We start from the raw sequence: 12,337 nt of genomic DNA, 5'->3' as shown, positions 1-12,337 counted from the left end.
GCCATGAAAGATTTTTTTAAAGAATTTAAGAATTTCGCGATCAAGGGCAATATGATCGATATGGCGGTTGGTATCATCATAGGTACCGCCTTTAACAAGGTTGTTGATGCTATAGTGAAAAAGGTGATCATGCCTCCTTTGAACTTATTGACAGGTGGTGTAAATTATTCCGATAGAAAATTAATCCTTAGGGAAAAGCAGGATAATATAGAAGAAGTGGCCATAGCCTACGGCGAACTGATCGAAGTGTTTATTGACTTTATCATTGTGGCCTTCACCATATTTGTGGTCATCAAGTTTATCAATCGCTTTAAATCCAAATCGGAAGATCCAAAAAATAAAGAAGTGGCCACCCCAAAAAATATAGAATTGCTGGCCAATTTGGAGAAATTAATGAAGGAGCAAAATAATCTATTGAGAAGTATAAAAGAAAAATAAAAGCCTGAATTAATTTAATATGTTGATGTTAAAGTATTGAAGAGTAGCGCGAGTTTATTGTTATATTTACAAAAAAAGAAGTTTTTATGGATTTTACCAATCCGTTAGTATACGGAGTCCCCTGTTTTATTGCCTTTATCTTATTGGAATTAACTTACAGCAAAACCCACGGAGATGATGATCTTTACGAGTGGAAAGATTTTGCCGCCAGTGGCTTTATGGGTATTGGTTCTGCTATTATAGCCCCGTTAATTAAAGTAATATCTGCCATTGTAATCTTTGAATTTACCTATGAGCTGTTTAATCCCGTAGATGTTTCTGGAGTACGAACAAACATTTTAGGGTATGAATCATTTGGATATGCGTGGTACATTTGGCTTCTTTGTCAAGTAGCAGATGATTTTACCTATTATTGGTTCCATAGGGCAAACCATGAAATCCGTATTTTATGGGCTGCACACATTGTACACCATTCTTCAGATAATTTTAATTTGGGTACCGCTGTAAGAAACGGCTGGTTCACCATTTTGTACAAGCCTTTATTTTATATGTGGATGCCTGCACTGGGATTCCCTCCAGAAATGGTTGTGGTCTGTTTGGGTATTGAGGCGTTGTGGCAATTTCAGCTGCATTCGGTCTATATCCCGAAAATGGGGTTTTTAGAGAAGATCTTTAATACCCATACCATGCATCAAGTACACCATGCACAAAATGTGGAATATTTGGACAAAAACCATGGAGGCTTTCTTAATATATTTGATAAAATATTTGGTACTTGGAAGGAATTGGATGATGATGTAGATGTTAAATACGGGGTGATTCACGCGCCAGATTCCCATAATCCTATGGTTATCCTTACTCATGAGTTTAAGGACATTTATAAGGACGTAAAGAAATCCAAGAAACTCTCACATGCGCTGATGTATATTTTTGGCCCTCCAGGTTGGAGCCATGATGGCAGCACATTAACTGTAAAGCAACAACAGCGACTTTTTAAGGAACATAAGGATGTTAATCCGGAATTGGCTTATAGTAGGCCAAATTAAGTTATAGAGCATTGTATAAAAAAAAGCCACTGAATATTCAGTGGCTTTTTTTTTGTTTTTGGTACAGTATAAATATTGTTACTGTTTGCTCACAGTTTCGACAACTGCATCATCTTTCTTATGGTTCTTGGAGATCATAAAATGAGGCTATGTAGCACCAAGGGTATAGAGTCTTCTCATGTATTCTTATAACATGGTGATGATGGTTGGGTTCATCAATGTCAAATAAAAAACAAAAGCAGTTTAATTTGTTTTTGTTGCTGTTCCCCTGGATTTCTTTTTGTCTCCAACAATATTGTATTCAAAGGTATAGGTGTCGTCGGTAGTAGAGAGGATCTTCATATGAACCGATTTCTCCTCTGCCATGTTATTTGGATTGAGCTTTTTCACTATGTACTCACAGTCGTTGATCCATCTCACGGAAGAAGTGTCGCTCTTCCCTTGGAAATAGTCTATTTCAATACCGTTTTTACGAATGAAGGTAGTTGTCAATTCTTCCCCGTTCACCAAAGAAGTAAAGCTGAATTCCCCCTCTTTAAACTGGGTGCAGTTGCGCTCCGGCTGGTAACATGACACGAATAAGATAACAGAAAATAGAAAGTAAAATGAATTTTTAACCATACCACAAAGAAAAGAAAATTGCGGTTATCTACCATTGAAACTTTTTACAACTTTTAAAACAAACCCTTTAAAAGAGGAGTACTATTCTTTGTTTCCTAAATAAGATGAAAAACTTCCATCCGCATAAAAAATAACTATTCGTTCTACCGTTTTATTCAAAGGGCTCTTATTGTTTTCTAACCTTGGGGCTGCTGCGGGTAGGAAGGTCTCTTTTGCTTTTGGTTTTTCTGGGGTAGGGAGTTGGGCAGGTTGCTCCTCCTTTTTATTTGAAGGAAAATTGCCTTCTCCATGAAGCAACCAATAAAGATCTACTTCTGGAAAGGCATGTACAATTTTTAATACAAATTCCAAACTCGGTTTATTTCTCCCCGTAAGCAAGTGTGAAATACTGGAACGCTGAACCCCAATTTTATCAGCCATGGCAGAAGCTGAAAGGTCATAATACTGGATCACGAGTTCAAGTCTTTTTAAAAATGCATCTTGGTTTAACATTGTAACATATTTAATACAAAAGTAATCATTTTCGATCCAACTCCAAGCCATCAGATATCTAAATTCGTTACACTTTATTATATTATCACTTTAATAAAATACATTTAAAGTATTGAAATTATGGTATTTAAATAGATACTATTTATTTAGCCTATTTAAAAGGTTTTAGGTGTTTACAAAGAAGAGTCATTGCAACGCTATTCGCTATTCTGCTGTATACAATTGTATTTTTTTAATGTTTACAATTGTAATTGTATTTGATGTTAGTTTTGTAAACAAATAAATGACAGAATTACATGCAACCATTTAATTTGGATTATTCGAGGATAAAGGAAAAGACGGTTACGGGTAGATATGTGACAAATGTAGAGGTGGATAAATTTCTAAACCTATATTCCAAAAAATTTGAAATCGAGGAAATAGGATTTTCTGTACTTCAGAAAAAAATTAAAATGGTCACGATTGGTACAGGCCCTAAAAAAATATTAATGTGGTCCCAGATGCATGGAAATGAATCCACCACTACCAAGGCGGTTTTAGATCTATTGAACTATTTAAAGGAACCCTCAGATCTTGCAAAAACCATTCTCAAGGAATGTACCTTAAAAATTATCCCCATACTAAATCCTGATGGGGCTGCAGCATACACACGTATAAATGCCAATGAGGTCGATTTAAATAGGGATGCCCATGATAGGTCACAACCAGAAAGTAGGGTTTTAAGAGCCGTTTATGATGCTTTTGAGCCCCACTTTTGCTTTAACCTACATGATCAAAGGACCATCTTTAATGTTGGTATGAATCAAAAACCCGCAACCATTTCATTTTTGTCCCCTGCCCATGACGAGGAAAGGAGTATTTCTAAAACAAGGGGAATAAGTATGCAGTTGATTGTAGCCATGAACAGTTTAGTTCAAAATTTGATTCCTGGACAAGTAGGTCGGTATGATGATAGCTTTAATCATAATTGTGTGGGAGATGCATTTCAAATGTTGGGCACACCCACCATACTTTTCGAGGCAGGACATTTTGAGGATGATTATGATAGGGAACATACCAGAATGTATATTTTTTATGCCATGCTGAAAGGGGTAGAGACCATTGCAAAAGCGGAGATAGAACAATATCCCCAGCATTTGTACCTGGAAATTCCTGAAAACAGCAAATTATTTTATGACATATTAATTAAAAATGCGGACCAAATAGTGCAGGAACTTCCGAAAAATTCGGATTTGGGTATACTTTATAAAGAGGTACTGGAATCGAACACCATAAAATTCATTCCGTTTGTTGACAAGACGGGTCATCTTGATGACTATTTTGGACACAAAACATATAATTGTCTTGACGAAAATGATGCAAAAATCGTAAAAGCCAATAAAAAACTATTGAATTGTATAAGCTAAAAATTGAATGAAATCGTTTGAAATCAACAAATCGTTATGATTTTCATAAAAAAAGAGATTATTTTTTACATTTAATTCCTTTATTGTCTATTTTTGCTCAAAATAATTATACCAATGAGTAAAGTTAAATTAGACGAAATAGATCACCAGATTCTGGACATGCTTATAGATAATACCAGAACTCCGTTCACAGATATAGCAAAAAAATTATTGATCTCTGCAGGTACTGTACATGTTAGGGTGAAGAAAATGGAAGAATCAGGTATTATTAAGGGTTCTTCATTGACCTTGGATTACGTTAAATTAGGTTATGCCTTTATTGCGTATGTGGGTATATTTCTGGAAAAAACACATCAAACAAAATTTGTCTTGGAGCGTTTGAGTCAAATTCCTTTTGTAACTGTAGCACACATCACTACTGGGAAATTCAATATTTTCTGTAAAATTAGGGCCAAAGACACGAACCATGCTAAAAATATCATTTTTAAAATTGATGATATTGATGGGATTAGTAGGACTGAAACTATGATTTCATTGGAAGAGAGCATTAATGATAAGAAGCGTTTGATGCACACTATTTTCAACGAGCTATAACGAATTTTAAATTATATTAATCATCCCAATCATTACCTTTGATTGGGATTTTTTATTTTTATACAATGAGAACAACTGATTTAAGCACTACAGATTACAATCCGTATTACCAACCCTATATAAAAGCCTTGGGCGATGTAGAATTAATGGAAGGATTGAGAACGGGCATGGACCAATTTGTCAATCAAGTTTTGAGTATTCCGGAAGAGAAATTAACCTATGCCTATGGTGTTGGAAAATGGACCATTTTAGAGGTATTGGTACATTTGATAGATACTGAACGTGTCTTTCAATATAGGGCATTTCGTTTTTATAGAAATGATAAAACCCCCTTACCCGGTTTTGACCAAGATGAATATGTGCCAGCTTCCAAAGCGAACAATCGCACCAGAGAAAGTATTTTAAAAGAATTTAAGGCCGTTAGGCAATCTACTATTGCACTATTCGAAACCTTTGAAGAAGAGGGTTTAAAAAGAACTGGTATGGCCAGCAGTGCTAAAATGAGTGTTGGCGCAGCTGGATTAATTATTTCTGGACATCAGAAACATCATCAGGCCATTATAGAGAACCGCTATTTGTAATGAGTAATAAAGTACAGATTTTCTTTTCCTTATTAAAAAAAACATTTACCTCTTGGTATAAGGAAGATCCATTCGGTAAAAGCGCCATTATTGCCTATTACACCTTATTTTCACTTCCTTCTTTATTAATGATCGTTGTTACCATTACAGGATATTTTTTTGGTGTGGATGCCGTGAAGGGAAGAATCGTACAAAAGTTAGGGGGATTGATAGGGGAAGGGGTGTCCGAGGCTATAGAGGCGATGATTGCCAATGCTGCCCTCAACCAGAGTAGCACTTTTGGCTTCATTCTTGGAGTTGCCATGCTGCTGTTTGGTGCAACCGCTGTTTTTGTTCAATTAAAAAAGACGATGAACGCTATTTGGCGCGTGAAATCAAAAAAAGAAGGCTATATGAAAACATTGTTGGACAGATTGATTTCCTTTGGAATGGTTTTGGTCTTGGGGTTTTTATTTTTGGTGTCCTTGGTGCTGTCTGTTTTGTTAAATGTTATGAGTGAATATATAGGTCAAATAGCACCCTATATTGCGGCCATATTTGCAGATATAGTGAGCTTTCTACTTTCATTTTGTATTATAACGGGCTTGTTTGGTGCCATTTTTAAATGGTTGCCGGATATTGAAATCCGATGGAAAACTACTTTTTATGGAGCCGGACTCACCACCATCCTATTCCTGTTAGGAGAGTACCTCTTAGGATTTTATTTTACCAAAAGTGATCCAACATCAGTATATGGAGGGTCTTCTTCGGTAGTATTAATCCTGTTATGGGTATATTATACCTGTATCATCATATTCTTTGGCGCAGAATTTACCTATCAATACGCTGCCTACCGTAATGAAAAGGTAGGGCCAAACAAAAGAGCTACCAAAGAAGAATAATAACTATTCTTCAAAATCTTCTTCAAGTCGATCTTCATACTCATACTCAGTTTCTTCGTCTCCGGCAATAACCTGAGGTTTGATAGGTTTGATTTCTAATTCCTTTTCCATTTTATCATCAAATTCAGCAATAAATCGTGCTAAACACTTACTGATCTTTACAAGGTAAAGGGTGTCATTGGTTTTTACTTCTACGGCTTCCACAATTTCACCATGCATGTTCTTAAAGGAAATAATATCACTATCTCCATATCCATGGGGATATTTTTCAATGAGAAGGTTGGCTACTTGATGGTCCAATTTTTTGTAGTCTACGAGTCGGCGTAACATAGTTTGGTTTTTAGGATGGTTTCTTATCCTAAGCTATGTTATTTATTCCTTACGGAATCGAAAGAGTTGTAAAACCACCCTTTTAAGTAGGTGTAGGCCTTAATCTTTGTAGTAATCAAACGCCTTGATATACAATTCATTAGGTATTTTTATATCAATAACAGGGTTTCCGATAGCCTTTAAGAGCACAAAATTGATATTGCCATGAGAATTCTTTTTGTCAAACTTCATTAAACCCAAGATGGCTTGTACATCTTCTTCGGAGAAAGCTACTTTTTTATACCTTTTCAGAAAGGTGGTCTTAATATCTTCCAGTTCCTTTTCCGATAGCCCTGTCAGCTCTTTGGATAAAAATGCCTCCATAACCATTCCTATGGCAATGGCCTCTCCATGTAAAAGAGTTTCATGTGTTGAGCTCTCCAGGAAATAGGATTCAATGGCATGCCCTAGGGTATGACCAAAGTTTAAGATTTTTCGAATATTCTGCTCCGTGGGATCTTGTAGTACAACCTCGTTTTTTATAAGTACGGAATGATAAATGAATTCATCCATTGCATCAAAATTGGAAAGTAATTTTAGTTCTTCCCAATACTTTTTTTCCTTGATAAGGCCGTGCTTCAACATTTCGGCAAACCCACTTTGAAGTTGTCTTTCCTCCAGGGTATTTAAAAATTGGGATACCACCAATACCATTTGTGGCTGGTTGATAACGCCAATCTGATTTTTTAAAGCTCCTAGGTCTATTCCCGTTTTGCCGCCTACAGAGGCATCTACCATAGATAGTAGGGTAGTGGGGACATTAATAAAATGGATGCCCCTTTTAAAACAGGAAGCTATAAATCCGCCCATATCAGTTATAACCCCACCTCCTAAATTGATCATTACACTTTTACGGTCTGCATCCAATTCGGACATGGCTTCCCAAACCTGTGTACAGGTCTCCAGATTCTTATGGATTTCCCCTGCTTCTATTTCAATGATCTCGTAAACATAATCTCCCTCTATCTCTGCCATAAACTGGGGCAAACAAAGATTATGGGTGTTTTCATCTACCAAGATGAAAATCTTGGAATAATCAGCATTTTTTAAATGATTGTTTAGTGCCTTAAAAGCATTTTCGTTGAAATGTACGGCGTAGGAATCACTGGATATCGTTTTCATTCTGAGCTTATTGAAAAAGACAAAATAAAGGCTATTTTTATAGATAAAATAAATATTCTGTACTTATATTTGGCCCATTACGAAATTGACAATAATGGATCAAATTTTTGAAAATACCGCAACGGCCTTTGCTCTAAAAACAGACTCCGAATTGGAGAGAGCTTACTTTTTATTTAAGATGATTGCCAATGAACCATTGGTAAGAATAGGTTCTGCTGTTACGAATTTTGCCATAAAGGCCCATTTGCCTGTGGAAGGATTAATACGAGCTACCGTATTTGACCACTTTTGTGGCGGTGTCAATGAACAGGATTGCTTGCCCCTTATTGAAAAAATGTACGAAAAAGGAGTTTCATCCGTACTGGACTATTCCGTTGAAGGAAAGGACGTGGAAAACCAATTTGATTTTGCCTACGAGAAAATCATGGAAATTCTCAATTTCGTGAAAGAGAAAGAGGGGATACCGTATGCGGTTTTTAAGCCTACCGCTTTTGGTCGTTTTGCCATTTACCAAAAAATAGGGGAAGGAAAAACTTTGACGGAAGCAGAAAACCAAGAATGGCAACGTATCATCAACAGATTTGATAAAGTTTGCAAAAAGGCTTATGATATGGATGTGGCCCTTTTGATTGATGGGGAAGAAAGTTGGATGCAGGATGCGGCGGACAGTCTTGTTGAGGATATGATGGTGAAATACAACAAGGAAAAACCTATCGTCTTCAACACCTTACAAATGTACCGTTGGGATAGGATGGATTATCTAAAGAAACTACACCAAAAGGCCAAAGACGAGAATTTTAAAATTGGGTTTAAGGTGGTTCGTGGAGCCTATATGGAAAAGGAAAACGATAGGGCAGAGGAGAAAGGCTATCCAACACCTATTTGTGAATCCAAAAAAGCCACCGATGAGAATTTTGATGCTGCCATAGAATATATTGTAGAGGATCTGGACGTTATTGCCCTCTTCTCGGGAACCCATAACGAATTGAGCTGTTATAAATTAATGGAGCTTATGGATAAAAAGAACATTGCCCATAACGATCCCAATATTTGGTTTGGCCAATTATATGGTATGAGCGATAATATTTCCTTTAACCTGGCTGCACATGGGTACAATGTAGCCAAATATTTGCCATTTGGACCGGTGAGGGATGTAATGCCCTACCTTATAAGGAGGGCAGAAGAAAATACCTCTGTTTCAGGACAGACGACAAGGGAACTTACCCTTTTGAAAAAGGAGCGTACGCGTAGAAAAATATAATAGTAATAGAACCCGTTCCACTATTAGAACCGGGTAACTCGTTCCACTAGAACCTTTGAAGGGCAATTTTTAACTTCTAAAATTGCCTTTTGCTCTTTTATAGCGCCTTCAATAACATACGTTCTACATGGTACAGCCTTCGCATTGCTTTTTCCAAAATCTATATCTCCCTCCCTAAAAAAAGTTTCGATATCCAAAGTGTCCAGTTTGTTGGACGCTAATAGTTGACTAATATCCTCGGAATAGACAATAGGTTTGGACCTTAGGTCCTTTAATACCCTGCAATTAGGAAAATAACAGAATTCCGTGCCTGTTTCCTCTGTTTTTTTCTTGAAAAAGAATGTTAGAAAAACGATTCCAATAGAAAGACCGACCAAAAAGAAGCCGAGTCGTTTTAAAAATGCCATACACTAAAAAATAAGAAAATTGATATCGCTATAAGAAAGGTCAAACCATTCTCCAACCGATTTGTTGGTCAAAATACCGTGGTACAAATATAGGCCATTTCTTAGTCCTTTATCAAATCTCAAGGAATTTTCAAGTCCGCCATCTTCCCCAATTTTTAACAGATAAGGCGTAAAAATATTGCTGATGGATATAGAAGATGTTTTTGGATATCTGGAAGGGATATTGGGTACCCCATAATGGATCACGCCAAATTTTTCTCGAGTTGGCTTATCGTGTGTCGTTATTTCACTGGTTTCAAAACAACCGCCCATATCAATACTCACATCTATGATGACGGCCCCTTTCTTCATGTGCTCCACCATGGTACTGGTGACTACAATGGGAGATCTGTCTTTTCCACGGGTGGCACCAATGGCCACATCACAGCGTTTTAATGCCTTTAAAAGGTTTTTGGGTTGTATGGTAGAGGTGTAGACTGTTTGTCTTAAATGGGTCTGTATATTTCTGAGCTTGGTAATGGAGTTGTCGAACACCTTTACATTGGCTCCCAAGCCAATGGCGGATCTGGCAGCAAATTCCCCTACGGTACCGGCACCTATAATAACCACTTCAACAGGGGGAACCCCACTGATGTTGCCAAACATGAGGCCATTGCCTTTGTTGGTGGCAGCCATAATTTCTGAAGCTACCAAAACTGAAGAGATACCCGCAATTTCACTTAACGACCGTACGGCCGGGTATTTCCCGTCATCGTCCAAGATGTACTCAAATGCAATAGCAGTGACCCTTTTCTTGGCCAGTTCCTCAAAATATTTTTTGGATTGTGTTTTTATCTGCAGGGCAGAAATAATAGTTGCCTGCGGATTTAATAATTGTATTTCGGAGTGGGTGGGTGGTTCTACCTTTAGGATAAGGGGACAGGAGAATACTTTCTTGGTGTCCCTGGTGATTTCTCCCCCGGCATTGGTGTAATCTATATCTGAATAATTGGCTCCTTCTCCTGCTCCGGATTCTATCAATACCCTATGCCCATGGGCGGTAATGGCATTTACGGCATCTGGGGTTAAACAAATACGTTTTTCCTGAAATTGGTTTTCCTTTGGAATGCCAATATAGAGTTCTCCTTTTTGTCTTAAAACTTCTAAAGTTTCTTCTTGGGGCAGTAATTGTTGTTTGCTAAAAGGTGAAGAAGGTTGGTTCATAAGTTGTAATTGAAGGTGCTAATAGCACATCATCCTCAAATTTACAATTTTTTTGTTTTACGTTCCTCTTTCTCCATTCGTAAACGTTCCCTTTCTTGAAGCATTTTTAATTCCGCATCCATGGCATCCAAATCTATCCCATGAACATGCTTGTCGTAAAGCTTAATCCTGATAAAATAAACAATGGGAGTAATGACCATACATACAGGTAATATCCAAAGGATATTATCGGTATCTATATAGTTATCGTCAGCATAAAAAACTTCAAAAATTTGAAAGGAGTACATACATATTGGAATCAAAATGATATGGTACCACCAGTCTTTAGCAGTAAAAAACCAAATAATCAATAAGTACAAAGGAATAATTTTCATTGTCAAGAACCAGCCATAAACCTCCAAAGTTTGAAATCCGTTCCTCTCAATCGTCATTCCAAGAAAGTTCAAAGATGCATCTGGATCCTTAGGCAAATATTCGTGGGCCTTAAATAAAAAGGGCGCCATTATGATAAGAAATACCATAAAGGATTCTATGAGGAGTTTCTTTTTGGCCTTCTTAGTTTTGGGGGTATTTTGTTCTTTCATTAATCTATAATTCTAATGTATGAACCTATAGAACGAAAAAAAGGGTAATTTATGATTACCCTTTTTAAAAAATTTACAAGTAATAAAATAACAGAAGGTTTATCCGTTACCTGTACCTTGTTGTTTGGTGATAATTGTTTTGTCGATGCCTTGCTCGTACAATGTGTCATCACTAGCTGTATTTGAGGTACAGGAAGCAACTAGTAAAGTGGCAGCGGCGACAACAGCGAAAAAAATCTTTTTTGTGTTCATCGTAAAAAGTTTTTAGTTAATAAAATTTCATCTTCAATACAAATGTAGGAAAAAAATTACAAACATTTTGCATTTCAACGACAAAATAATACATTTTATCGATAAAAAAAATACTTTCATCGATTTTAGTGCCTTTTCACCGAAAAAGTACAATAATATTCTGACTTATCCGATAGGTAATCCTACAAATTGTTTTAACCCTTAGTATGGTATAGAACAACCTCTCTCTCAAAATAGGAACCAAACAGTAAGCCCTTTATATTAATGGTTGCTATAAATGCTAAATAATAATAGAATCTTAAGCCTGTCCTTGCCCTAAAGGAAAGAACGATAGCTAATTAAAAAACCAGCCCTTAGGATCTAAAAAGGAATTAGGGCTTGGCGATCTTAAGTATTTGCAATTGAATCGTGAATTTGGTTCTGAAACTAATGGTTTAGCACAGGATAAAGATCATTTGACCAAAGCAAACAAAATTGGTATTGCTACCATTCTTTTGATCTTACCTGTTTTATTTTATTCCTACAAGTTGGCTTCTAATGATATTGTGGAAGTACAAATTTTTGGAATTTGTTATAATTCAGGGTTTCCTACCTTTCAGACTTTTTTATACTTTGTATGTGTAAAAATGTTTAGTTTCATCTATTTATTTATATGGTTTCTTACTTGTAAACACTTATGGAGATATGGGGTGCTTATCAATTTGTTAATTGTGGTATTTCAGATGTTCTCTATTGTAAATCCAAGCATTTCCCAGGCTGTCGATGAACATGAACTTTATTATTCTTTACCTTTTATTGTACCTATTCTGTTAATGTTGTTCCTTTTGGTAAATGTATTCTCCTATCAAATGCAAATTAGGGAGGCAGACAGGCAATTGGAACATGAGATCACAAGAATAATTGTAAAGCACCAATCTTCTGATATCAATGAAAAGTTTGCTATTCCATTTCAGCAATTGTCCCAAGAAAAAAAAATATTTGCGACCAAAAGAATATGAATAAAGGCTGGCACTTCTTAGGAATAGATTAGTTACAGAGTTGGAAACCCTTCAGCATTAGGCCTTTCAATAAACATTATTT

At 36.4% G+C, this 12,337-nt stretch carries 16 protein-coding genes; 8 read left to right on the top strand and 8 right to left on the bottom strand.

Features of this window, described 5'->3' with window-relative positions:
* The first annotated feature begins 3 nt into the window (after positions 1-3).
* Positions 4-438: a large-conductance mechanosensitive channel protein MscL gene (gene mscL / locus SB49_RS04600; protein WP_062054295.1), complete on the top strand. Its 435-nt coding sequence runs from the start codon at positions 4-6 to the stop codon at positions 436-438.
* 86 nt (positions 439-524) lie between these two features.
* On the top strand, positions 525-1,484 hold the full coding sequence (locus SB49_RS04595; RefSeq protein WP_062054293.1) for a sterol desaturase family protein: 960 nt from the start codon (positions 525-527) through the stop codon (positions 1,482-1,484).
* A gap of 243 nt (positions 1,485-1,727) precedes the next feature.
* On the opposite strand, the gene SB49_RS04590 is transcribed toward SB49_RS04595, so the two are convergent.
* Together SB49_RS04590 and SB49_RS04585 are read right to left on the bottom strand one after the other, a co-directional pair.
* Positions 1,728-2,105 (bottom strand): hypothetical protein, encoded by a 378-nt coding sequence (locus SB49_RS04590; protein WP_062054291.1) that lies wholly within the window; start codon positions 2,103-2,105, stop codon positions 1,728-1,730.
* A gap of 81 nt (positions 2,106-2,186) precedes the next feature.
* The gene (locus SB49_RS04585) at positions 2,187-2,597 is read right to left on the bottom strand and encodes a helix-turn-helix transcriptional regulator (RefSeq protein ID WP_062054289.1); all 411 of its coding nucleotides are present in this window, start codon (positions 2,595-2,597) and stop codon (positions 2,187-2,189) included.
* 296 nt (positions 2,598-2,893) lie between these two features.
* Here SB49_RS04585 and SB49_RS04580 point away from each other — a divergent pair, with 296 nt between their 5' ends.
* The 4 genes from SB49_RS04580 (at position 2,894) to SB49_RS04565 (ending at position 6,059) form a co-directional block, all read left to right on the top strand.
* Positions 2,894-4,003 carry a M14 family metallopeptidase gene (locus tag SB49_RS04580; RefSeq protein ID WP_062054287.1) on the top strand — a complete coding sequence of 370 codons (1,110 nt, stop codon included), beginning with the start codon at positions 2,894-2,896 and terminating at the stop codon, positions 4,001-4,003.
* A gap of 114 nt (positions 4,004-4,117) precedes the next feature.
* A complete protein-coding gene (locus SB49_RS04575) occupies positions 4,118-4,597 on the top strand; it encodes an Lrp/AsnC family transcriptional regulator (RefSeq protein WP_062054285.1) in 480 nt (159 codons plus the stop codon).
* Between the two features lie 65 nt (positions 4,598-4,662).
* Positions 4,663-5,178, top strand: coding sequence for a DinB family protein (locus SB49_RS04570; protein ID WP_062054283.1), 516 nt, complete (start codon positions 4,663-4,665; stop codon positions 5,176-5,178).
* Positions 5,178-6,059, top strand: a complete 882-nt coding sequence (locus SB49_RS04565) for a YihY/virulence factor BrkB family protein (protein ID WP_062054281.1) — start codon at positions 5,178-5,180, stop codon at positions 6,057-6,059. The genes SB49_RS04570 and SB49_RS04565 overlap by 1 nt, the downstream gene beginning before the upstream one ends.
* A 3-nt stretch (positions 6,060-6,062) precedes the next feature.
* Here the strand turns inward: SB49_RS04565 and SB49_RS04560 are convergent, their stop codons facing one another.
* Both SB49_RS04560 and aroB read right to left on the bottom strand, forming a co-directional pair.
* Entirely contained in the window at positions 6,063-6,389 is a 327-nt protein-coding gene (locus SB49_RS04560; protein ID WP_062054279.1) for a hypothetical protein, read from the bottom strand.
* 99 nt (positions 6,390-6,488) lie between these two features.
* On the bottom strand, positions 6,489-7,550 hold the full coding sequence (aroB, locus tag SB49_RS04555) for a 3-dehydroquinate synthase (RefSeq protein ID WP_062054277.1): 1,062 nt from the start codon (positions 7,548-7,550) through the stop codon (positions 6,489-6,491).
* A gap of 94 nt (positions 7,551-7,644) precedes the next feature.
* Here aroB and SB49_RS04550 point away from each other — a divergent pair, with 94 nt between their 5' ends.
* Positions 7,645-8,811, top strand: coding sequence for a proline dehydrogenase family protein (locus SB49_RS04550; protein WP_062054275.1), 1,167 nt, complete (start codon positions 7,645-7,647; stop codon positions 8,809-8,811).
* A 23-nt stretch (positions 8,812-8,834) separates the two neighbouring features.
* On the opposite strand, the gene SB49_RS04545 is transcribed toward SB49_RS04550, so the two are convergent.
* From SB49_RS04545 to SB49_RS15950, 4 genes are all read right to left on the bottom strand, one after another.
* Positions 8,835-9,218, bottom strand: a complete 384-nt coding sequence (locus SB49_RS04545) for a hypothetical protein (protein WP_062054273.1) — start codon at positions 9,216-9,218, stop codon at positions 8,835-8,837.
* A 3-nt stretch (positions 9,219-9,221) separates the two neighbouring features.
* The gene (locus tag SB49_RS04540) at positions 9,222-10,421 is read right to left on the bottom strand and encodes an alanine dehydrogenase (protein ID WP_062054271.1); all 1,200 of its coding nucleotides are present in this window, start codon (positions 10,419-10,421) and stop codon (positions 9,222-9,224) included.
* Positions 10,422-10,462: 41 nt separating this feature from the next.
* The gene (locus SB49_RS04535; protein ID WP_062054269.1) at positions 10,463-11,005 is read right to left on the bottom strand and encodes a hypothetical protein; all 543 of its coding nucleotides are present in this window, start codon (positions 11,003-11,005) and stop codon (positions 10,463-10,465) included.
* Between the two features lie 99 nt (positions 11,006-11,104).
* A complete protein-coding gene (locus SB49_RS15950; RefSeq protein ID WP_145758356.1) occupies positions 11,105-11,257 on the bottom strand; it encodes a peptidase m28 in 153 nt (50 codons plus the stop codon).
* A 401-nt stretch (positions 11,258-11,658) separates the two neighbouring features.
* On the opposite strand from SB49_RS15950, the gene SB49_RS04530 reads away from it, so the two are divergent.
* Positions 11,659-12,255 (top strand): hypothetical protein, encoded by a 597-nt coding sequence (locus SB49_RS04530; RefSeq protein ID WP_145758355.1) that lies wholly within the window; start codon positions 11,659-11,661, stop codon positions 12,253-12,255.
* Positions 12,256-12,337: the final 82 nt, after the last annotated feature.

It is taken from the genome of Sediminicola sp. YIK13, assembly GCF_001430825.1.
Taxonomy (GTDB): domain Bacteria; phylum Bacteroidota; class Bacteroidia; order Flavobacteriales; family Flavobacteriaceae; genus Sediminicola.
The sequence above is the reverse complement of the archived record's forward strand: the minus strand, read 5'-3'. Positions and strand labels throughout refer to the sequence as shown.

Bases quoted from the DNA above. Each gene is read 5' to 3' on its own strand.
- mscL (WP_062054295.1), top strand. From the start codon at position 4: ATGAAAGATTTTTTTAAAGAATTTAAGAATTTCGCGATCAAGGGCAAT.
- SB49_RS04595 (WP_062054293.1), top strand. From the start codon at position 525: ATGGATTTTACCAATCCGTTAGTATACGGAGTCCCCTGTTTTATTGCC.
- SB49_RS04590 (WP_062054291.1), bottom strand. From the start codon at position 2,105: ATGGTTAAAAATTCATTTTACTTTCTATTTTCTGTTATCTTATTCGTG.
- SB49_RS04585 (WP_062054289.1), bottom strand. From the start codon at position 2,597: ATGTTAAACCAAGATGCATTTTTAAAAAGACTTGAACTCGTGATCCAG.
- SB49_RS04580 (WP_062054287.1), top strand. From the start codon at position 2,894: ATGCAACCATTTAATTTGGATTATTCGAGGATAAAGGAAAAGACGGTT.
- SB49_RS04575 (WP_062054285.1), top strand. From the start codon at position 4,118: ATGAGTAAAGTTAAATTAGACGAAATAGATCACCAGATTCTGGACATG.
- SB49_RS04570 (WP_062054283.1), top strand. From the start codon at position 4,663: ATGAGAACAACTGATTTAAGCACTACAGATTACAATCCGTATTACCAA.
- SB49_RS04565 (WP_062054281.1), top strand. From the start codon at position 5,178: ATGAGTAATAAAGTACAGATTTTCTTTTCCTTATTAAAAAAAACATTT.
- SB49_RS04560 (WP_062054279.1), bottom strand. From the start codon at position 6,389: ATGTTACGCCGACTCGTAGACTACAAAAAATTGGACCATCAAGTAGCC.
- aroB (WP_062054277.1), bottom strand. From the start codon at position 7,550: ATGAAAACGATATCCAGTGATTCCTACGCCGTACATTTCAACGAAAAT.
- SB49_RS04550 (WP_062054275.1), top strand. From the start codon at position 7,645: ATGGATCAAATTTTTGAAAATACCGCAACGGCCTTTGCTCTAAAAACA.
- SB49_RS04545 (WP_062054273.1), bottom strand. From the start codon at position 9,218: ATGGCATTTTTAAAACGACTCGGCTTCTTTTTGGTCGGTCTTTCTATT.
- SB49_RS04540 (WP_062054271.1), bottom strand. From the start codon at position 10,421: ATGAACCAACCTTCTTCACCTTTTAGCAAACAACAATTACTGCCCCAA.
- SB49_RS04535 (WP_062054269.1), bottom strand. From the start codon at position 11,005: ATGAAAGAACAAAATACCCCCAAAACTAAGAAGGCCAAAAAGAAACTC.
- SB49_RS15950 (WP_145758356.1), bottom strand. From the start codon at position 11,257: ATGAACACAAAAAAGATTTTTTTCGCTGTTGTCGCCGCTGCCACTTTA.